The sequence below is a fragment of the Microvirga arabica genome, from assembly GCF_016811235.1.
In the GTDB taxonomy this organism is placed as follows: Bacteria; Pseudomonadota; Alphaproteobacteria; order Rhizobiales; family Beijerinckiaceae; genus Microvirga; species Microvirga arabica.
Map to the genome: position 1 here is coordinate 1 of NZ_JAFBID010000035.1, position 18,695 is coordinate 18,695.

Consider the following 18,695-nt stretch of genomic DNA (forward strand, 5'->3'; position numbering starts at 1 on the left):
AGCGTCGCCACAACTTGCGTGTCCGGGTTGAGCTTCACGCCGAAGCGGCGCTCGTAGTAGCCGGCCTGGGCGCGGCGCAGGCCGCCGATGCCCTTGGAGGCCGAGTAGCGGTCGGTCCGGGGCTTGCCCACGGTCTCGACGAGCTTGTCGATGACGTGCTGCGGGGCCTGGAGGTCCGGATTGCCCATGCCGAGGTCGATAATGTCCGCCCCGTTGGCCCGGGCCGCGGCCTTGATCCGGTTGACCTGCTCGAAGACGTAAGGCGGAAGGCGCTTGATCCGGTAGAAATCAGACATTGGTTCTCGTCCCCGAGCGGAATCACATCATTCCGTATAGGCACTAAGGCCTTCTGTTGGAATTCGCCTTCTGGCGCGTTTGCTGCGACGTGTTGGCAGTGGAGTTTGCAGGCAGCCGGATGGGCTCGGGCGGCGGCGTGTTGCCCATTTCCGCGGCTGCGGCACCGGCCGCCTCGTTCCGGGACCGCAAGGCATCGAGCTCCGCCTCTGCAGCCTTGATCTCCTCCGCCGAACGCGCGGGCGTCGGGCGCTCGGGAACGGGCGTGCCGATCGGCATGTAGTCGAGCGTCGCGGGCCTCGAGCGTGCCACGAAATCAGGTGTCTGCGCTACTTGAGGCCCGGCTCCGAGGGATGTGGCCACGTCGCGCACGGGATTGCTGTTGCAGCCGGCCAAGCTGGCAGCCGTGCACAAGGTTAGTGCAAAGGCCGCAGCGCGAGGGATCGAAAGGAGGTTCATACGCATTTCTGATACCTAAGGATGGCAACAAGACTCTGGCAAACACAGCGTTCTGAACGCTAGGATGTCGGAAGTGCAGCCTGAGGGCAATGTTGCTGCGATAGAGGGAGATCGCCTTATGGACAAGCCATATGGTGAAGAGAAGACCCAAGGCCCCACCCCGGACTTCGAGGCGCTCTCCCATAATGTAGCTAAGTTCATCGAGGGCGCCGGCAAGGCGGCCGCCGCCTACCTTAAGCCTGTCCAGGAAGGCAAAACCCTGTCGGAGCCTCCGGGCGACACGTCGGAGGCAATCAAGTCCCTGACCCGGGTGGCCGAAGCCTGGATGACCGATCCGCAGAGGACCCTGGAGGCCCAGACCCGCCTCGGCACGCAGTTCATGAGCCTGTGGGCCTCGACCCTGAAGCGTGCCCAGGGCGAGCCCGCGGAACCGGTCGCCGAGCCCGAGCCCAAGGACAACCGCTTCAAGGATCCCGAATGGTCCGAGAACCCGGTCTTTGATTTCCTGAAGCAGGCCTATCTGATCTCCTCCCGCTGGGCGGAGGATCTGGTGGAGGATGCGGAGGGGCTGGACGAGCGCACGCGCCACAAGGCGCAGTTCTACCTCAAGCAGCTCTCCAGCGCGCTCTCCCCCTCCAATTTTCTTCTGACGAATCCCGAGCTCATCCGAGAGACCCTGCGCGAGAACGGAGCCAATCTGGTGCGTGGCATCAGCATGCTGGCCGAGGACATAGAAGCCGGCGGTGGCGAGCTGAAGATCCGCCAGTCCGATCCGAGCAATTTCAGGATCGGGGCCAACATCGCCAACACCCCTGGCAAGGTGGTCTTCCGCAACGATCTCATGGAGCTGATCCAGTACGCACCCACCACCGAGAAGGTGCTTAAGCGGCCGCTGCTGATCGTGCCGCCCTGGATCAACAAGTACTACATCCTCGATCTCAACCCTGAGAAGAGCTTCATCCGCTGGACGGTCGCGCAGGGCCTGACCGTCTTCTGCATCTCATGGGTCAATCCGGCCGAGCAGCATGCGGAAAAAGGCTTCGAGCATTACATGCGCGACGGCATCTTCGCGGCGCTTGACGCGATTGAGCAGGCCACGGGCGAGAAGAAGGTGACGGCGATCGGCTATTGCGTCGGCGGCACGCTGCTCGCCACGACGCTGGCCTACATGGCCGCCAAGCGGGACAAGCGCATCGACAGCGCGACGCTCTTTACCGCGCAGGTGGACTTCACCCATGCGGGCGACCTGAAGGTGTTCGCAGGTGAACAGGAGGTCCAGAGCCTGGAGGCCTCCATGAAGAAGCGCGGATACCTCGAAGGCTCGCGCATGGCCAATGCCTTCAACATGCTGCGGCCCACGGACCTGATCTGGCCCTACGTGGTTAATGTCTACATGAAGGGAAAGGCGCCGCTTCCCTTCGACTTGCTCTACTGGAACGCCGACTCGACCCGTATGCCGGCGGCCAATCACGCCTTCTATCTGCGCAACTGCTACCTGGAGAACAAGCTCGCCCAGGGCGAGATGGAGCTGGCGGGCGTGAAACTCGACCTGAAGAAGGTGAAGGTGCCGATCTTCAATCTCGCCACCAAGGAAGACCACATCGCCCCTGCCCGCTCGGTCTTCGTCGGCTCGAAGGCTTTTGGAGGGCCTGTCCACTATGTGCTTGCCGGATCGGGGCACATTGCCGGCGTGGTCAATCCGCCCGGCAAGCCGAAGTACCAGTTCTGGACCGGCGGTCCGGTTGAGGGCGAGCTGGAGGACTGGGTGAAGCAGGCGAACGAGACACCCGGCTCCTGGTGGCCCTACTGGTTCGAATGGATCAAGGCTCAAGCACCCAAAACGGTGCTAGCGCGGGAGCCTGGAGGCGGCAAGCTGGAGCCTCTCTGCGATGCTCCGGGAACCTACGTTCTCGCAAAATCCTGAAGCGTCGTACTTTTCCTCTATCCGCCCAAAAGGAAAGGCCGGCTTTCGCCGGCCTTTCGATTCGATCTGCTGCCGAGGAGATCAGTACTTGCGGACGATCGGAGCAGCCGGGATGGCAACAGCCGGGTCATCCCAGCGGTAGCGCAGGCCCACCGACACGATGTCGACGCTCGCGTCCACATCGGCCACGAAGGGCAGGCCTTCGAAATCCTGCTGGCCCGGAAGGATGCGGATGTCCGTCTCCTTCGTGAAGATGTGGGTGTAAGCGACGTCGAACGACAGCTTGTTGTTCCACTGGTAGCTGGCGCCGACCGATGCCCAAATGCGATCGTTGTCAGGCAGACGGGTGGAGCGGACTTCCGTATCAATCGGCGACTCCTCGTAGGCCAGACCGGCGCGCAGGGTCAGCTGATTGGTCAGCTTGTAGTCGAAGCCGAGAGAGTAGAAGTAGCCGTCGTCGTAGTTGAGCGGAAGATCGGTCACGACCACGCCACCCGGACCGGTGACGAGAGGCGTCTCGAGCACGCTCCAGTTCGTCCACTCGAAGCCGGCATGCACGGTGAGAGCCGGCGTAATGGCCTGCGAGATGCCGATGGTGAGCTGGTCCGGTGTCGTCAGATCGGAGGTGATCGGAATGCGGCCTGCGGGAGACGTGACCGTTCCCTCAAGCTCGTGATCGATCCGCGAGCGATAGCCGATGCCGATCGAGGTACCGGCGAACGGCGTGAGGGTCACACCGGCCGTGAAGCCGAAGCCGATATCGTCACCGTCGAGAATGACGCTGGGAGCGCCCGGCGTGACGGCAGCCGCCCGCTTGAGGCGGATGTCGAAATACTGGAGAGACGGACCGGCTGCAACGGACAGCCAGTTGTTCACCTTGATGCCGAGAACAGGATTGGCGTTCAGGGAGAAAACCTTGGACGAGCGCGAATAGACCTGGCCGGCCCAGTTGTCCCGCGGATCGGTGACAAGGCCATAGGGAGAGGTCGTGGACAGGCCGACCCAGAGCATGTCGTTGATCTGGTAGGAGTTGTAGCTGGCCGGAACGATGGCATCCTGACCGATGTCGCCGGAGCCGCCCAGCGCGAAGGTGGGCACGGACGGAAGCGGGTTGATGTCCACGCGCGGAACGATGAGCGAGAGGCTCGCCTCGGTGTTCCAGCCCGGCATCATCGTGATCACGGCCGGGTTCCAGAACATGGATGACAGGTAGCCCGAGCCGGACGCTGCGCCGGCGAAGGAAAGGCCCTGAGCCGAAGCGCTCTGCTCGCGGATGCCGAAGGCACCGGCATGAGCGCCACCCTGAGCGGCGACGAGAGCTGCAAGAGAGACTGCAGTCAGGGTCAAAGAACGAGAGAGACGACTCATGGAGTTTTCCTGCCCATTTGTTTCTTGCGCGGGCGAATCCCGCCTTGAGCCCAATCTGCCAACGCTCAAATTTCGCCGCAATCTGATTATGTGGTTGAGGCAGGCGGTTAAGAATTCATAAACCGCACGTATCCACTTCAATCAATACTTAGCTTTACTTCAAAAGGGCCATAGAAAGCACAAGCATGGAACAATGGTTCACATCTAAACAAATGTATTGGCGGCTAAATGCAGGCAGCCGTCTAACACCATCGGGACAAGGGAATTCTCGCACTTTGTAGGCGCTCGTGGCAAAAGAGCAACATATTTGCGTCCGAAAAATGCATTGTAGCGGAGCGCGTTCGCGCCAATTATGCACATGCCGCAACGACAGGAGCGTTTGATGAAGCTGGTGAGATTTGGGGAAGCGGGACGGGAGAAGCCCGGGTTGATCGATGCCCAGGGACAGATTCGTGACCTCTCGGGTATCGTTGACGACATCACCGGAGCGACGTTGTCCTCAGATACCTTGAACCGTATCCGTCAAACTGACCCCTCCACCCTCCCGGCAGCGCCCTCTGGCCAGCGTCTGGGCGCCTGCGTGGGTCAGGTGCGCAATTTCATCGCCATCGGGCTGAACTACGCCGACCATGCGGCCGAGACCGGCGCTGCGATTCCGGCGGAGCCCATCGTGTTCAACAAGGCACCCTCCTGCATTGTGGGACCCAACGACGATGTGATCATCCCCCGAGGGTCGCAGAAGACCGATTGGGAGGTGGAACTGGCTATCGTGATCGGCGAGCGGGCGTCCTATGTCGGCGCCAACGAGGCGCTGGAATACGTCGCCGGCTATTGCGTCTGTAACGACGTCTCCGAGCGCGAGTTTCAGATCGAACGCGGCGGCACCTGGACCAAGGGCAAGGGTTGCCCCACCTTCGGCCCTCTCGGCCCCTGGCTGGTGACCAAGGACGAGATCCCGGACCCGCAGAACCTCTCCATGTGGCTCGACGTGAACGGCGAGCGCATGCAGAACGGCTCGACCAAGACCATGATCTTCAACGTCGCGCAGATCGTGTCTTACGTCTCGCACTTCATGATCCTGGAGCCCGGCGACGTGATCACCACCGGCACCCCGCCCGGTGTCGGCATGGGGATGAAGCCGCAGCGCTTCTTGAAGGCCGGCGACGAGGTCTCGCTTGGAATCGAGGGGCTCGGCGAGCAGCGCCAGCGCGTCGTCGCGTTTGAAGGCAATGCCCTGGATACCAGCAAGAGCTGGAAGGGGCATTAGCTCCAGCAGGAAAAGCGCTTCTTCACGTCATGGCCGGGCTTGTCCCGGCCATCTCTGTTTGAAAGGCGCCGCGCCTCCACCGAACGAGATCACCGGCACAAGGCCGGTGATGCCAATCAGAGCGACACTGCTCTTCAAATCAACCCGAGCATGAGCTGGATATTCTGCACCGCAGCACCCGAGGCGCCCTTGCCGAGATTGTCGAGGCGGGCGACCACGAGCGCGTGGTTGTAGCTGTCGTGTTGGAAGACGAAGAGCTCCAGCCGGTCGGTATCGTTCAGCGCCTCGGGCTCGAGCCGCTCGATCTTCTTGCCGTCCCGGATGGTCGACACCACGCTCACTAGCCCGCCGCCCTGGTAGTGGGCTATCAGTGCCGCTTCGAGATCGCCTGCCTTCGGCTTGCCCGGCAGCATATCGAGGTGAAGCGGCACGCTCACCAGCATGCCCTGCCGGAAATTGCCCACTGAGGGGATGAAGATGGGCCGCCGGGTCAGGCCGGTGTATTTCTGCAGCTCGGGCACATGCTTGTGCTCGAAGCCGAGGCCATAGAGCTCGAAGGAAGGCGCCGTGCCGGCCTCGTAGGATTCGATCATGGAGCGCCCGCCCCCGCTGTAGCCGCTCACCGCATTCACGCTGATCGGGTAATCGGCCGGAACGAGGCCCGCATCCACGAGGGGCCGGATGAGCGCGATGGCGCCTGTGGGATAGCAGCCGGGATTGGCCACACGGTCGGCGTTGGCGACCGCCTCCCGCTGCGCGGAATCGAGTTCGGCGAAGCCATAGGCCCAGCCTGGGCTCACCCGATGCGCCGTGCTGGCGTCGAGGATTCTGGGCTTATGCCCGCTCAGGCCGTCCACGAGGCTCACGGTCTCGCGCGCCGCGTCGTCATGCAGGCACAGCACCACGAGATCGACCTCGGCCAGGATCTCACGCTTGGCGGCCGGGTCCTTGCGCCGCTCAGGATCGATGCTGCGGATAGCGACGCCGGACACGTCCTTCAGGCGCTCGCGAATGCCGAGGCCGGTGGTGCCCGCCTCCCCGTCGATAAAGACGGTCTTCGTCTGCTGGCTAAGGCCGGAGGATCTGTCGAGGGTCGAGGTCATGATCGATCCAATCTATCGTCGAGGCTGAGATAGGGCCAAGCGCACAGGGCCCACAAGGTTTCAGGAAAAAGAAAAGCCGCGCAGAGGGCGCGGCTGGCAGACGAACGGACGAGCAGCCGTCATCGCAGGCGCGCGGGCGCGGCGGACAGGCTACGTCGGATGTCTGAAACGATGATCATGAGACGATCTATGAAGCCATGAAGCCTAGCTTGTCAAGGAATGCAGCTCGGAACCCTTCATGTTCTGTGCGGTTGCTTCCGCGATCTTGAACGCGAGAAGGCGGCTCCGATGGCTGGTACGGCGAAGAAGACGAATCCCAAGCTTTGGGAGACGGTGAAGGCAGAAGTGACGAAGAGCGCGAAAGGCGGCAAGCCCGGCCAATGGTCGGCGCGCAAGGCCCAGGTGGCCGTGGCCGAGTACAAGAAGGAAGGCGGCGGCTACGAGGGCAAGAAGACCTCGGACAACCATCTCCAGCAGTGGCAGGATGAGGATTGGGGCACGAAATCCGGCAAGAAGAGCGGCGACACCGGCGAGCGCTACCTGCCGGCCAAAAGCCGGAAGGCGCTGACCGACAGCGAGTACAAGCGATCGTCGGACAAGAAGAGAGCCGACACCCGCAAGGGCAAGCAGTTTTCGAAACAGCCGCGCGACGTTGCCAAGAAGGCTGCCGCCGCACGCAAAAGCGCCACACGGAGCGGCGCATCATCCACCACAAAGGCCCAACTCATGGAGCGCGCCCGCAAGCGCGATATTCCGGGCCGTTCGCGGATGAACAAAGCGGAACTTGAACGCGCCTTGGCGTAGATGCAAAATGGGCGGCCCGAGGACCGCCCTTTTCGAGAATCTGGCTGAGGAGCCTTAGCGCTTCGAGAACTGGAAGCTGCGGCGGGCCTTCTTCTTGCCGTACTTCTTACGCTCGACGACGCGCGGATCGCGGGTCAGGAAGCCTTCCTTCTTGAGCGGGCCGCGAAGCTCCGGCTCATAGTAGGTCAGCGCCTTGGCGAGGCCGTGACGGACCGCACCGGCCTGGCCGGAGAGACCGCCGCCGTTGACGTTCACGACGATGTCGTACTGGCCTTCGCGCTGGGCGATCTGGAGCGGCTGCGCCAGGATCATGCGGAGCACGGGACGGGCGAAGTACACCTCGACGGCGCGGTCGTTGATGAGGATCTTGCCGGAGCCCGGCTTGATCCACACGCGGGCAACCGCGTCCTTGCGCTTGCCAGTGGCATAGGCGCGGCCGAGCGAGTCGAGCTTCTGGACGTGCTTCGGAGCTTCCGGAGCGGCCGTCTGGGGATTCTGGCCCAGGTCGGCGAGAGACTGAAGGGTCGCCATGGATTAGGCCCTCACGTTCTTGCTGTTGAGGGCCGCGACGTCCAGGACTTCAGGCTGCTGAGCGGTATGAGGATGCTCAGCGCCGCCATAGACGCGCAGGTTGCCCATGATCTGACGGAAAAGCGGGCCGCGGGGGAGCATGCGCTCCACAGCCTTCTCGACCACGCGCTCCGGGAAGCGGCCTTCGAGAAGGAAACGCGCGGTGCGCTCCTTGATGCCGCCCGGATAACCGGTGTGATGGTAGTACACCTTCTGCTCGCGCTTGCGGCCGGTGAACACCACCTTGTCGGCGTTGATGACGATGACGTTGTCGCCGCAGTCGACGTGGGGCGTGTAGTTCGCCTTGTGCTTGCCACGCAGGCGCATGGCAACCACCGACGCAAGACGGCCCACAACCAGGCCCTTCGCGTCGATCACAACCCACTTCTTCTCGACCTCGGCGGGCTTCAGCGAAGTCGTAGTCTTCATAGCGCTGTATCCCGTTGGAGCCCTAGGGCTCAGGTTCTGAAAATGACAAACCGCCGCGAGGTGCGGCGGCGAGTGAGGGCTGTTTAGTGTTTTCAGATAGTGAAGTCAACTGGAAACAAACAGGGCAAAGCCATAGGAAAAGCAATATAAAACAACATCTTACCTGATCAAGGTATTTAGACACCGCATATGTGGTCTCTCCATACCACATGGTCTCCGCCCTGGTTCAGCACAGGCTATGCTTAGCGGTAACTCTGAGGCACAATCGGCTTCAATCTACAACAAGGGGCCCGCATGGCTGATGCACTGATCTTCTTCACGAATCCCATGTCGCGCGGCCGCATCGTGCGCTGGATGCTGGAGGAAACGGGTTGCGCCTACCGGACGGAGGTCCTGGCCTTCGGCCCCGAAATGAAGGCGCCCGGCTATCGCGCCGTCAATCCTATGGGCAAGGTGCCGGCGATCCTCCATGAGGGCGTGGTTGTCACCGAGGCGGCTGCGATCTGCGCCTATCTGGCCGATGCCTTTCCCCAAGCAAGGCTGGCGCCGCCTCCAGGCGATCCCCGCCGCGGCACCTATTACCGCTGGATGTTCTTCGCCGCCGGGCCGGTTGAGGCCGCCGTGAGCAACAAGTCGCTGGGCTTCGAGGTGCCGTCCGAGCGTCAGGCCATGATCGGCTATGGCTCCCTGGAGAGCGTGCTCGATGCCCTGGAATACGCAGTCTCGCAATCCGAATACATTGCAGGCGACCAGTTCAGCGCCGCCGATGTCTATGTGGGCGCACAGATCGGCTGGGGTATGATGTTCGGGACAATCGAGAAGCGGCCCGCCTTCGAGGCCTATTGGAACCGGATCGGCAACCGCCCCGCGGCGCTGCGCGCCCGGGAGATCGACGACGCGCTCCTGCCCCCAAAGGCGTGAGTAAGGCTTTGAACGTCAGCGGCGATCCGGGATCGAATAGGTTCCAGTCGCATGGCAGACTACCTCCGGGCTGCCCTCGGAATAGATCGACACATCCCCGACCGCCAGCCGCTTTCCCAGCTTCAGGAGTCGGCAATCAGCGATGAGATCCCGCTGCTCGGGCTTTCTCAGGAAGTTGAAGTTCAGGCTCGTGGTGACGGCGAGCGCCACCGGGCCGATATGGGCCAGAATCGCCACATAGAGGGTGAGATCCGCCAAAGACATCATGGCCGGCCCCGAGATCGTTCCTCCCGGGCGGATATGGCGTTCGTGATAGGTCATCCGCATCCTGGCCGACAGAGGCCCGACCTCATCCACGAAATAGGTCTGCCCTCCCATGTGGATCTGCGGAAACTCCCGGTCCAGAAAGGCCGCGAGTTCGTCTCGGGTCATGATGGGATGGTGCGATGCCATGAATCTGCGATGCTCATTGAACTGCCCTGCCCTATCCCATACGTTCCCTTCATGAATCACGACAATTATCCGAACGATTACATCCGCGGCATCCTCAACGGCGTGAAAACCATCGCGCTGGTCGGCGCCTCGCAGAACCCGTCGCGCCCGAGCTGGATCGTCACCAAGTACCTGCTGGAGCGGGGTTACGACGTGATCCCCATCAATCCGGGACTGGCGGGCACCGAGCTTCTGGGCAAGACGGTCTACGCCTCCCTGAAGGATGTGCCCGGCCCCATCGACATGGTCGAAATCTTCCGCAACTCGGAGGCCGCCGGGCCGATCACAGACGAGGCTCTGGCGCTCGATCCGCTGCCGAAGGTTCTCTGGATGCAGCTCTCCGTCCGCAATGACGAGGCCGCCGCCAAAGCCGAGGCGAAGGGCCTGCAGGTGGTCATGGACCGTTGCCCCAAGATCGAGTTCGGCCGTCTCTCCGGCGAGATCTCCTGGCAGGGCGTCAACTCGCGGATGATCAGCGCGAAGAAGCCGGTTCTGTCAGGAAAAGGCTTCCAGAAGCTCAGCCTCAATCGGCCGTAAGTCGTATCGGCAGCTTTGCATCCACTGCCTTGACCGGAAGAACGTTTCGTTCTTTATAGAGAACAGAACGTCGCTCTAGAGAGGAAGAGGCTGCTGCCATGACCGACCGTCTGCCAAGTTTCAATACGCTTGCCATCCATGCCGGAGCCGCTCCCGACGCAGCCACCGGCGCGCGGGCGACGCCGATCTACCAGACCACTTCCTTCGTCTTCGACGACGTAGATCATGCGGCCTCGCTTTTCGGGCTCCAGGCCTTCGGAAACATCTATTCCCGCATCGGCAATCCGACCTGTGCGGTGCTCGAGGAGCGTGTTGCCGCGCTGGAAGGCGGCACGGCGGCTCTCGCCGTCGCCTCGGGCCATGCGGCCGAGTTCCTGACCTTCCACACCCTGCTCCAGCCCGGCGACGAGTTCGTGGCGGCCCGCAAGCTTTATGGCGGCTCGATCAACCAGTTCAACCACGCCTATAAGAACTTCGGCTGGAACGTTGTCTGGGCCGATTCGGACGATCCATCCTCCTTCGAAGCCGCCATTACGCCGAAGACCAAGGCGATCTTCGTCGAATCCATTGCCAATCCGGGCGGCGTGATCGTCGACCTCAAGGCCATTGCGGCGATTGCCAAGAAGCATCGCATCCCGTTCATCGTCGACAACACGATGGCCTCGCCCTACCTCATCCGCCCGTTCGAGCACGGTGCCGACATCATCGTCCATTCGGCCACCAAATTCCTTGGCGGCCACGGCAACTCGGTCGGTGGTGTCATCGTGGATGGCGGCACGTTCAACTTCGCGGGCGACGACCGCTACCCGATGCTCTCCAAGCCGCGTCCGGAATATGCCGGCATGGTGCTGGGCGAAACGTTCGGGAATTTCGGCTTCGCCATCGCCTGCCGGGTGCTCGGCCTGCGCGACCTCGGCCCGGCGCTCTCGCCCTTCAATGCCTTCCTGATCCTCAACGGCATCGAGACCCTGCCGCTGCGCATGCAGCGTCACTCGGACAATGCCCTAGCAGTCGCCGAGCATCTGCAGGGCCACAGCAAGATATCCTGGGTGAGCTATCCCGGCCTGCGCTCGGACCGCTACCACAACCTCGCGCAGGAATACTGCCCCAAGGGCGCCGGTGCGGTGTTCACCTTCGGGCTCAAGGGCGGCTACGAGGCCGGCGTGAAGCTGGTGTCGAACCTCAAGCTGTTCTCGCACCTGGCCAATATCGGCGACACCCGCTCCCTCGTGATCCACCCGGCCTCGACCACGCACCGCCAGCTCACGGACGAGCAGAAGACCCAGGCCGGTGCCGGCCCGGAGGTGGTGCGCCTGTCCATCGGCCTCGAGGATACGCAGGACCTGATCGACGATCTCAACCAGGCGCTGGACGCGGCTTAAGCAATCGTCATTGCCTCCATCCCGTCATGCCCGGCCTCATGCTGGGCATGACGAACTGAAAAGCAAAAAGGGCGGCTCAAGGCCGCCCTTTTTCATGCCGTGAAGCTCGGTGCTATGCCGCGCGGGATGAACCCGCCTTCTTATAGGTGTTGTGGATGGCGTTGAGCGAACGCTCGAGCGCCGTCCAGAGGCGTCCGATTTCGTCCGCACCCTGCGAACCTGCATCGTATTCCCGGGCGCCCTCGCCTGTTGCGAGGGAGAGCGTCAGTTCCGGACGGTGCGTGATCTGGCCGGCCCAGACGGGAACCTGAAGCGCATTCAGGGCTCCACGTGCGTCGGCCACGACGGCAGCCTCGTTATCACCGTGCTTGGCCGGGGCGGCGTTGATCACGGCGGCATAGGGCTTGCGGTGCTCGCGGGCGATGGCCACCGTGTCCTGCAGCGCCGCGATGTCGAACAGGCTGGCCCGGGCCGGAATGATCACCAGGGTGGCGTGCCTGATGGCCTCGGCCACGATGGGAGACTTGTTCGGGGGCGTGTCGATGAGCACCCATTCGTAACCCTGGCGCTTGGCGTCCTTCAGGGCCTCGCCCAGATTGCGGACGTTGTGCTTGAGGCCAAGGTATTCCTGGTTCCGGATCTTGTGCCACAAGGACAAGGACCCCTGCGGGTCGTTGTCAATGAGCAATGTGGGGCGTGAAGGGTTGGCGATATAACTCGCGAGATGAGCAGCGAGCGTGCTCTTACCCGAGCCGCCTTTTCGCGAAGCAAAGACCAGCACGTTCATGCCTGACTCCTTATCAGCCTGTTCCTGCAGCACTGCGCTTGAGGGTTAAGGCTATCTTAATATTGTTCACCTGTAGCAGAGCAAGACCTGATTTCCTAATTCCAGCCCTATTCCCACGGTGATTTTTAGCGTTTTTCAGCCAAGGCCATTCAGACCTCGCTTTCTGAACGCTGGTGAAGCGTGACTGCATGGATCTCCGCAGCACACGACGGAACATGGAGCTGTCGCAGAATTCGCGCCTTTCGACGGCCCCCACCGGAAGGCAGCCGCCTACCACACCTGCAAATCCGCAGGATAGATGAGGTTTCGAAGCGTCATCCCTGCTGCGAGAGCATGCCCCCCAAGCATTGAGGCATGATTGGTACGGTCACACAGGAAAAGCGCGCGACTTATTCACAATTCGTATCTGAACTTGCTTACAGGCCTCGGAACCACCCTTCTGCCTGGCCGTTAAGCTCCAGACTTCACCAGTTAGGAGCTGACACATGTCGAAGAAGATCTTGTTTGCAGGCGCTGTTCTCGTGGCCCTTGCTCCGGTTGGCGCACTTGCTCAGTCCGGCGGCGGCGCTGCGGCCGGCGCGACCACCGGTGCCGTTGGCGGCGCCATCGTCGGCGGCCCGGTCGGCGCTGCCATCGGCGGCGTGACGGGCGCGATTGTGGGCGGCCTCGCCGAGCAGCAGCAGCCGCAGTTCCGCCAGTATGTGGTGACCCAGGGCGTTCCGTCCTACCGCGTCCAGGAAGAGATCCGCGTGGGTGCGACCCTCCCGGCTTCCGGTGTGCAGTACTATGAAGTTCCGGAACAGTACGGCGTCACCAACTACCGCTACACGGTGGTGAACGACACCCCGGTTCTGGTCGAGCCCGGCACCCGCCGCATCGTCCAGGTCATCCGCTAATATCGTTAGCGGCTGAAGATCAGGGCGGCCGAAAGGCCGCCCTTTTTCATGTCAGGCGGCGCTCACCCGGGCATGAACGACAGCCATGGCCAGAACCGCCATGGCAAAGACCTGATGAGCAAGACCGGCCCACAGTGGCACCACGAGCAGCAGGGTCACGATGCCGAGCACCATCTGCGCCAGGGTCAGGCCAGCCATGGCACTGGCCCGCCTGGCCGCCTCCGAACCCGGCGCTACACGCCGCAGGGTCCAGGCATGCCACAGGGCAAAGGCAACGATGGCATAGGCAGCCAAGCGGTGGTTGAACTGAACCAGCACGACATTGTCGACGAGGTTTTCGATCCAGGGCGAGACCGAGAACAGGGCTGAGGCCGGCGGGACAAGCGCGCCGTCCATCAGGGGCCAGGTGTTGTAGGTCAATCCCGCCTTCGAGCCCGCCACGAGGCCGCCGAGAGCAATCTGGAACAGGATCAGCCCCATGAGAATGCGCGGCGCATACCCTGCGCGTACCTCCGGGATTGCGTCGGTGCGATCCTTCAGGCCGGCTGCCACCCAGACGAGACAGGCCAGGATGATGCTGGCGACCGTCAGGTGCAGGGCCAGCTTGATGGGCGCCACGGCAGTCATGCCGGGCTCGAGGCCCGAGGCCACCATGATCCACCCGATGGCGCCCTGAAGTCCGCCTAGGGCTCCAATGCCAAGGAGGGTCAGGGCCAGCCTGCCCTGGATTGCACCGCGGACCCAGAACCAGACCAGCGGCAGGAAGAACACGAGGCCGAGGAGGCGACCGAGCTGCCGATGCCCCCATTCCCAAGCATAGATAAACTTGAACTCGGACAGGGTCATGCCCTTGTTCACGAGCTCGTATTGCGAGATCTGCCGGTATTTGTCGAACTCGACCAGCCATGCCTGTTCGGTGAGCGGCGGAATGGCGCCCGTGACCGGCCGCCATTCGGTAATCGAGAGACCGGAACCGGTCAGGCGTGTGGCGCCACCGACGGCGACCATCAGCACCACTAGGGCGGCAAGGGTGTAGATCCAGGTGCGGACCGCGGACAGGGATCGGGTTTGGGGCACGCGTGCCAGCGGCATGCCCTCGGTGGAGGCTGCGACAGCCATGCTCACTCTCATCATCGATTAGGGCTTGAACCCAGGATATGGACGTCACATAGAGGCTGCGCCTGCTGGAGGCAATTCATGCCGGTGACGCACCGTCGGGATGAGATTTCACGAAGTTGAGGGTTTCGGCCATGGGTACGCGCGCGCGCAAGCTGATCGGGACAGTGGTGATGCTGGCCTTCATCTTTTTCTACGCGCTGTTTGCCATGGCGGTCGCCGAGGGACGGATCTCCGAGGCGCCGAAGCTCATCCAGACGGTGGCCTATATCGTCCTCGGCCTGATCTGGGTTGTGCCGCTCATGCCGCTCATTCGCTGGATGGCGAAGCCCGACAAATCTTAGGACTCAGGCGCCGCCGATCCCTTCGATGATCGTGCCGGTGCCGCCGCAGGTCTGGCATGCCGCCGCGCCGATGCGGCCGCTGCCTTTGCATTCCGGGCAGACATTCTCCCCGGTGCCGGCGGTGCCCGGCTTGGCCTGATCGCCTGGGTTCAGCTTCGTCCGATCGGAACCGGCCTGATCTTTCGGGGTGCTGGTCATGGCAAATCTCGCATGGTTTTCATGCGGTCAACGCGGCAGCAAAACCCCGGTTCTCCGCAGTTCCAAAGAAAAGGCCCGCTTGAGGCGGGCCTGATCGGATTGGTTAGTGGCACACCCTGCGGCTGCGGTGCTCCCAGCCCCAACCGGGAACCCACTCGCGATAGCGCTCGGTCGTGCACTGCTCCACATAGACCCGCTCCCGGACCGGGCGCTCGTAGTAGACCGGCACCCGACGCTCTTCCACGTAAACCGGTGGCGGCGGAGGCGGAGCCCGGTAGACGACCGGCGGCTGAGGCTGAGCCACAGCGGCGCCAACGGCAGCACCCACGGCAAGACCGCCCAGAGCACCGAGAGCCACAGCGGCACCAGGCGACAGGCGATCGCGCGCTGCAGCCGGCTCGGCGACAGCCAGGCCGGAGACCAGCGCCAGAGCGGCGGCCGTGCCGGAAACAAGACGGAAGATCCTCATGATCAACACCCCGACAGAAGGGAGGCCCCATGTCTCCCTCTTCATGCCAAGAGATATACTGTTCGAAACCTCTCTGAAAGCTGAACAAATTGTGGCAAAGCTTGGGTTTTGGCCGATCTTGCCGGAATGGTGAGCAACTTCTTAACGCGGTTTAAGCGACCGGTTCAGTCGGCGGAGGTCCGCAGCGGTACCGAGAGGAGCACACGCACCAGATCCGCCTGGCGGTTGGTATCCGTCTTGCGGAACAGGTTCTTGAGGTGGAACACGACGGTGGTCTGAGCCACCTCGAGTTCCTCCGCAATCTGGTCCAGGCGCTTGCCGTCGATCAGCATCAGCGCAACCCGGGTCTCGGATGGCGTTAGGTTGTACAGGCGGACGAGCGTGTCGCCCGAAACCTTGGCACGCTGCTCCGTGTCGATGACGAGCAGCACCACGGCCTCGGGCCGCTCCTCGGGCGAGAAGCGCTGGCCGGGGATCAGGACGAGATACGGCCGCCCACCCGAGACGCGCGGGAAAGAGATGATCTCGTCGAGGGTTTCCTCCTCAAAGGCTTTCTCGATGGCTGAATAGAGTTTGCTGTTCTGCTTGGCGACCGAGCCTTTCAGGATCCCCTGCGATGCGCTCAAACCATCGTCTTCGGCAAGAATGCGCTGCGCCTCCTTGTTCATCACCCGAACCTCCCCGGCCTCGTTGACGATCACGACGCCCACAAGGAAGCGGTCGAAAGCCAAAGTGGCCTTGTAGAGAGCATCAACGGTGCGCCCCTGAGAGGCTTTGAGGATCTCCTGCCAGGATTCCTCAGCCCGGTGAACGGCGCTCGACTGCACCCGGGCTACTTGGTCGAGACGGGCAGCGACCGTCGCGAGCAGGATCTCGTAATCAATGGGCTTGACCAGATAATCGTCCGCTCCGGCCTGTTTCCCGGTCAGGACATCGTTGCGCTCGGCGAGAGCCGTGAGGAAGATGAAGGGAACGTCCACCATGTTGCCCTGCTCGCGCAAGGCCTTGAGCACATCATAGCCTCCGAGACCCGGCATGGTGATGTCGCAGAGGACCAGATCCGGCCGCTGTTTCTCGAGAAGCGCCAGAGCCTCGCTGCCATTGGCTGCCTGGAGCACGCGATAATTGGCGGCTTCCAGTTCCTCAGCGATATCGCTCCGGAGATCGTTTTCGTCTTCAACGCAGAGAATTGTTTTTTGTATTGTCATGATCGTGGTCACTCATGCAGCCTGCTGCGCTTGATCCGCATTGGCGATGGGTAGGTCGAAGGTGAAGAGAGAGCCAGCAGCCTCGTAGCTCTCAACGTGGATCTCGCCTCCATGGAGATGCATGATCCGCTGGGCCAAGTTCAGGCCGATGCCGGTACCGGCGATTCCAGAGGCTGTGCTGGCGCGATAGAACCGCTCAAAAATCTTCGGCAGTTCGTTCGCAGGAATTCCGATGCCCCAGACGCGAACGGAACAATAGGCTCGGGAGCCGTCCATCCAGATCTTGATCTCGACCACGGGCGAGGTCCCAGAATACTTGATGGCATTGGACAGGAGGTTCACCACGACCTGCTCGATCAGCATGCCGTCGCAATATACGTGCACAGGATTATCCGGCACGTCGAAACGGATGTCGGCTTGAGAACTGACCTCTCGCTGCCGCTCGCAGATGTCCATGACCAGATGGGTGAGATCATACGAGGCCGGGTTCAGCTCGATCGTTCCCGCGTCGAGCTTGGCCGCGTTGAGCACGCTGTCGACCAGGCGTGTCAGCCTTGTCCCCGCATTGCGGATTTTCTGAACGCGGGTGGCGAGTTCGTCCTGGGTCAACGCCGAACCGCGCCGCAGGATGCGTTGTGCGCTCGAGTCCAGGATGGCGAGTGGCGTCCGGAACTGGTGGGACACCATCGATACGAAGCTCCGATAAGCGTTGGTCGTCTCGCGCTCGCGCTCCAGAGCTGACTCGAGTGCCTTTGCCGCCTGCTTATAGCCGCTGATATCGGTCAAACGGACAAAGATCGTCGCCCCGTCAGCTTTTGTGAGGGAGAGCCGGTGCCAGGTGTCTTTCTTAACCAGAAGATCGTACTCGATCTCCTCGAAGGGCGCTTGGGCTTTCACGAGGCGCAGATCGGCTCCTTCACACATGGCAAAGCATCGCAGGAACACGTGCAGACTCATGTCCTCGCTGCACCACAGGGACACCGGAGCCGCCGCCCAGATCTGCTCGTTGGCGAAGAGGAGCTTTCCCGTCCAATCGAAAGCCGCAAAGCCTTCTGAGGCGGAATTGATGGCTGCGATCAGGCGGCGCTCTGCCTGACGCAAGGCTGCCGTCCTCTGGAGAACCTTGATCTGGAGATCGAAGTTCTGCCGCTCAGCCTGCTTACGCGCAAGCCACTGCTCCGTCACATCACGGATGAAGGCAATTCCAAGCTTCCGCTCCGCCATGAAAATCGGGAAGCTGTTGATCTCCAGACAGCGCTCGTGCCCTTCCGAAGTCACAGTCTCGTGCTCCAGGATCGAGCTGGCCCCTTCGGTGGCCCTGGTCAGCGCATCAACGATTTCGGGCCTACTGAAAAGCCGGTCCAGATTCTCCATCCGCTGACCGATCGCCTGATCCGGCTTAACGTTCAGCAAACCCTCCATGCTGTGATTCCACAGCAGGCAACGCAGCTGATTATCAAACATGATAATTCCCTGGTTGCTGATGTTGTTGATCACCAGGTCGGACAACTCCTGCTCTTGCCTGAGCAACTGCTTTGCCTGACTCGCCTCCTGAACACCTTTGAACAGGCGAATAAGAAGGAAGGCGGCACTCAGGACAATTCTCAGGAGAAAGGCGAAGCCTTCAAACATAACCCGCAAGTAGCCTGACCGCCTCAATGCAATCTGATCGTGGCTTGACGTTACAATCTGATTGGCAGCGTCCCTCAGCCTGTATGCGAGTTGCTTCATCTGCTCGCGAAGCAGCACCGCAGCTTGCACGTCGATCCCATCCCGGAGAAGCGGCTCCGCCGTTGTGAGCTGCGCATGAGCCTGATTGATGTCTGCTGTAACGCCGACGCTGTCCATCAGCTTGCCTTGCCGCCCCTCAAGCAGAACCGTTAATCGGCTGGCCAGGATATTGCTTCTAAAGACCGGGTGCTCCTCCGGCGTTCTGAAACTCTCGTTCGCGGCGGCTCGGGCTAGGGTCTCAGCGAGGACGGCCGCCTCGAATTGAGCCTGGGTGACAAACCAAAGGGTTGTGAAGGAGCCATCATTCCGAAACCTTTGCTCCATCTCGACCAGTCGCGCGATGGTAAAGCCAAGTCACACGATCAGGCTTAAAGTCGCGAGAAGTGTGACCAGGGC

The 18,695-nt window shown here is 62.0% G+C and carries 20 protein-coding genes and 1 pseudogene; 8 read left to right on the top strand and 13 right to left on the bottom strand.

The genetic code is table 11. From position 1 onward, the window contains the following. Positions 1–296 (bottom strand): annotated as a pseudogene (locus JQC81_RS17335) (aminotransferase); the annotation flags it as partial. Positions 297–339: 43 nt separating this feature from the next. Beyond that, complete coding sequence (locus JQC81_RS17340; protein WP_203273044.1) at positions 340–753, bottom strand: hypothetical protein; 414 nt, start codon at positions 751–753, stop codon at positions 340–342. Positions 754–871: 118 nt separating this feature from the next. Between JQC81_RS17340 and JQC81_RS17345 the strand changes: the two genes are divergently transcribed. Further along, a complete protein-coding gene (locus tag JQC81_RS17345; RefSeq protein WP_203273045.1) occupies positions 872–2,677 on the top strand; it encodes a PHA/PHB synthase family protein in 1,806 nt (601 codons plus the stop codon). Between the two features lie 81 nt (positions 2,678–2,758). Here JQC81_RS17345 and JQC81_RS17350 read toward each other — a convergent pair whose 3' ends face one another. After that, complete coding sequence (locus tag JQC81_RS17350; RefSeq protein WP_203273046.1) at positions 2,759–4,045, bottom strand: OmpP1/FadL family transporter; 1,287 nt, start codon at positions 4,043–4,045, stop codon at positions 2,759–2,761. Between the two features lie 382 nt (positions 4,046–4,427). On the opposite strand from JQC81_RS17350, the gene JQC81_RS17355 reads away from it, so the two are divergent. Further along, a complete protein-coding gene (locus JQC81_RS17355; RefSeq protein WP_203273047.1) occupies positions 4,428–5,312 on the top strand; it encodes a fumarylacetoacetate hydrolase family protein in 885 nt (294 codons plus the stop codon). 134 nt (positions 5,313–5,446) lie between these two features. Here the strand turns inward: JQC81_RS17355 and argC are convergent, their stop codons facing one another. Then, entirely contained in the window at positions 5,447–6,415 is a 969-nt protein-coding gene (gene argC, locus JQC81_RS17360; protein WP_203273048.1) for an N-acetyl-gamma-glutamyl-phosphate reductase, read from the bottom strand. Between the two features lie 288 nt (positions 6,416–6,703). Here argC and JQC81_RS17365 point away from each other — a divergent pair, with 288 nt between their 5' ends. Continuing rightward, the gene (locus tag JQC81_RS17365; RefSeq protein ID WP_203273049.1) at positions 6,704–7,219 is read left to right on the top strand and encodes a DUF5872 domain-containing protein; all 516 of its coding nucleotides are present in this window, start codon (positions 6,704–6,706) and stop codon (positions 7,217–7,219) included. Between the two features lie 54 nt (positions 7,220–7,273). Here JQC81_RS17365 and rpsI read toward each other — a convergent pair whose 3' ends face one another. Together rpsI and rplM are read right to left on the bottom strand one after the other, a co-directional pair. Then, positions 7,274–7,750, bottom strand: a complete 477-nt coding sequence (gene rpsI / locus JQC81_RS17370; RefSeq protein ID WP_203273050.1) for a 30S ribosomal protein S9 — start codon at positions 7,748–7,750, stop codon at positions 7,274–7,276. A gap of 3 nt (positions 7,751–7,753) precedes the next feature. After that, the gene (rplM, locus tag JQC81_RS17375) at positions 7,754–8,218 is read right to left on the bottom strand and encodes a 50S ribosomal protein L13 (protein ID WP_203273051.1); all 465 of its coding nucleotides are present in this window, start codon (positions 8,216–8,218) and stop codon (positions 7,754–7,756) included. 294 nt (positions 8,219–8,512) lie between these two features. Here rplM and JQC81_RS17380 point away from each other — a divergent pair, with 294 nt between their 5' ends. Then, entirely contained in the window at positions 8,513–9,139 is a 627-nt protein-coding gene (locus JQC81_RS17380; RefSeq protein ID WP_203273052.1) for a glutathione S-transferase family protein, read from the top strand. 15 nt (positions 9,140–9,154) lie between these two features. On the opposite strand, the gene JQC81_RS17385 is transcribed toward JQC81_RS17380, so the two are convergent. Beyond that, on the bottom strand, positions 9,155–9,592 hold the full coding sequence (locus JQC81_RS17385; RefSeq protein WP_203273053.1) for a PaaI family thioesterase: 438 nt from the start codon (positions 9,590–9,592) through the stop codon (positions 9,155–9,157). 51 nt (positions 9,593–9,643) lie between these two features. On the opposite strand from JQC81_RS17385, the gene JQC81_RS17390 reads away from it, so the two are divergent. Further along, positions 9,644–10,168 carry a CoA-binding protein gene (locus JQC81_RS17390; RefSeq protein WP_246520499.1) on the top strand — a complete coding sequence of 175 codons (525 nt, stop codon included), beginning with the start codon at positions 9,644–9,646 and terminating at the stop codon, positions 10,166–10,168. A gap of 98 nt (positions 10,169–10,266) precedes the next feature. Next, complete coding sequence (locus JQC81_RS17395) at positions 10,267–11,550, top strand: O-acetylhomoserine aminocarboxypropyltransferase (RefSeq protein ID WP_203273055.1); 1,284 nt, start codon at positions 10,267–10,269, stop codon at positions 11,548–11,550. A 112-nt stretch (positions 11,551–11,662) separates the two neighbouring features. Here the strand turns inward: JQC81_RS17395 and JQC81_RS17400 are convergent, their stop codons facing one another. Continuing rightward, positions 11,663–12,337 (bottom strand): AAA family ATPase, encoded by a 675-nt coding sequence (locus JQC81_RS17400; RefSeq protein WP_203273056.1) that lies wholly within the window; start codon positions 12,335–12,337, stop codon positions 11,663–11,665. A 485-nt stretch (positions 12,338–12,822) separates the two neighbouring features. Here JQC81_RS17400 and JQC81_RS17405 point away from each other — a divergent pair, with 485 nt between their 5' ends. Then, positions 12,823–13,233 (top strand): DUF1236 domain-containing protein, encoded by a 411-nt coding sequence (locus JQC81_RS17405; RefSeq protein WP_203273057.1) that lies wholly within the window; start codon positions 12,823–12,825, stop codon positions 13,231–13,233. Positions 13,234–13,284: 51 nt separating this feature from the next. On the opposite strand, the gene JQC81_RS17410 is transcribed toward JQC81_RS17405, so the two are convergent. Beyond that, positions 13,285–14,325, bottom strand: coding sequence for a COX15/CtaA family protein (locus JQC81_RS17410; RefSeq protein WP_246520501.1), 1,041 nt, complete (start codon positions 14,323–14,325; stop codon positions 13,285–13,287). A 158-nt stretch (positions 14,326–14,483) separates the two neighbouring features. Here JQC81_RS17410 and JQC81_RS17415 point away from each other — a divergent pair, with 158 nt between their 5' ends. After that, positions 14,484–14,693, top strand: coding sequence for a DUF2842 domain-containing protein (locus JQC81_RS17415; RefSeq protein ID WP_203273059.1), 210 nt, complete (start codon positions 14,484–14,486; stop codon positions 14,691–14,693). Positions 14,694–14,696: 3 nt separating this feature from the next. Here the strand turns inward: JQC81_RS17415 and JQC81_RS17420 are convergent, their stop codons facing one another. From JQC81_RS17420 to JQC81_RS17435, 4 genes are all read right to left on the bottom strand, one after another. Then, positions 14,697–14,891, bottom strand: a complete 195-nt coding sequence (locus JQC81_RS17420; protein WP_203273060.1) for a hypothetical protein — start codon at positions 14,889–14,891, stop codon at positions 14,697–14,699. Between the two features lie 103 nt (positions 14,892–14,994). Further along, positions 14,995–15,360 carry a hypothetical protein gene (locus tag JQC81_RS17425; RefSeq protein WP_183450478.1) on the bottom strand — a complete coding sequence of 122 codons (366 nt, stop codon included), beginning with the start codon at positions 15,358–15,360 and terminating at the stop codon, positions 14,995–14,997. Positions 15,361–15,524: 164 nt separating this feature from the next. Further along, positions 15,525–16,568 (bottom strand): response regulator, encoded by a 1,044-nt coding sequence (locus JQC81_RS17430; protein WP_203273061.1) that lies wholly within the window; start codon positions 16,566–16,568, stop codon positions 15,525–15,527. 12 nt (positions 16,569–16,580) lie between these two features. Next, on the bottom strand, positions 16,581–18,623 hold the full coding sequence (locus tag JQC81_RS17435) for a sensor histidine kinase (RefSeq protein WP_312887545.1): 2,043 nt from the start codon (positions 18,621–18,623) through the stop codon (positions 16,581–16,583). Positions 18,624–18,695 lie beyond the last annotated feature (72 nt).

Bases quoted from the DNA above. Each gene is read 5' to 3' on its own strand.
- JQC81_RS17430 (WP_203273061.1), bottom strand. From the start codon at position 16,568: ATGACAATACAAAAAACAATTCTCTGCGTTGAAGACGAAAACGATCTC.
- JQC81_RS17420 (WP_203273060.1), bottom strand. From the start codon at position 14,891: ATGACCAGCACCCCGAAAGATCAGGCCGGTTCCGATCGGACGAAGCTG.
- argC (WP_203273048.1), bottom strand. From the start codon at position 6,415: ATGACCTCGACCCTCGACAGATCCTCCGGCCTTAGCCAGCAGACGAAG.
- JQC81_RS17390 (WP_246520499.1), top strand. From the start codon at position 9,644: ATGAATCACGACAATTATCCGAACGATTACATCCGCGGCATCCTCAAC.
- JQC81_RS17345 (WP_203273045.1), top strand. From the start codon at position 872: ATGGACAAGCCATATGGTGAAGAGAAGACCCAAGGCCCCACCCCGGAC.
- JQC81_RS17415 (WP_203273059.1), top strand. From the start codon at position 14,484: ATGGGTACGCGCGCGCGCAAGCTGATCGGGACAGTGGTGATGCTGGCC.
- JQC81_RS17340 (WP_203273044.1), bottom strand. From the start codon at position 753: ATGAACCTCCTTTCGATCCCTCGCGCTGCGGCCTTTGCACTAACCTTG.
- JQC81_RS17385 (WP_203273053.1), bottom strand. From the start codon at position 9,592: ATGGCATCGCACCATCCCATCATGACCCGAGACGAACTCGCGGCCTTT.
- rpsI (WP_203273050.1), bottom strand. From the start codon at position 7,750: ATGGCGACCCTTCAGTCTCTCGCCGACCTGGGCCAGAATCCCCAGACG.
- JQC81_RS17355 (WP_203273047.1), top strand. From the start codon at position 4,428: ATGAAGCTGGTGAGATTTGGGGAAGCGGGACGGGAGAAGCCCGGGTTG.
- JQC81_RS17425 (WP_183450478.1), bottom strand. From the start codon at position 15,360: ATGAGGATCTTCCGTCTTGTTTCCGGCACGGCCGCCGCTCTGGCGCTG.
- JQC81_RS17365 (WP_203273049.1), top strand. From the start codon at position 6,704: ATGGCTGGTACGGCGAAGAAGACGAATCCCAAGCTTTGGGAGACGGTG.
- JQC81_RS17380 (WP_203273052.1), top strand. From the start codon at position 8,513: ATGGCTGATGCACTGATCTTCTTCACGAATCCCATGTCGCGCGGCCGC.
- JQC81_RS17435 (WP_312887545.1), bottom strand. From the start codon at position 18,623: ATGGAGCAAAGGTTTCGGAATGATGGCTCCTTCACAACCCTTTGGTTT.
- JQC81_RS17405 (WP_203273057.1), top strand. From the start codon at position 12,823: ATGTCGAAGAAGATCTTGTTTGCAGGCGCTGTTCTCGTGGCCCTTGCT.
- rplM (WP_203273051.1), bottom strand. From the start codon at position 8,218: ATGAAGACTACGACTTCGCTGAAGCCCGCCGAGGTCGAGAAGAAGTGG.
- JQC81_RS17410 (WP_246520501.1), bottom strand. From the start codon at position 14,325: ATGCCGCTGGCACGCGTGCCCCAAACCCGATCCCTGTCCGCGGTCCGC.
- JQC81_RS17400 (WP_203273056.1), bottom strand. From the start codon at position 12,337: ATGAACGTGCTGGTCTTTGCTTCGCGAAAAGGCGGCTCGGGTAAGAGC.
- JQC81_RS17395 (WP_203273055.1), top strand. From the start codon at position 10,267: ATGACCGACCGTCTGCCAAGTTTCAATACGCTTGCCATCCATGCCGGA.
- JQC81_RS17350 (WP_203273046.1), bottom strand. From the start codon at position 4,045: ATGAGTCGTCTCTCTCGTTCTTTGACCCTGACTGCAGTCTCTCTTGCA.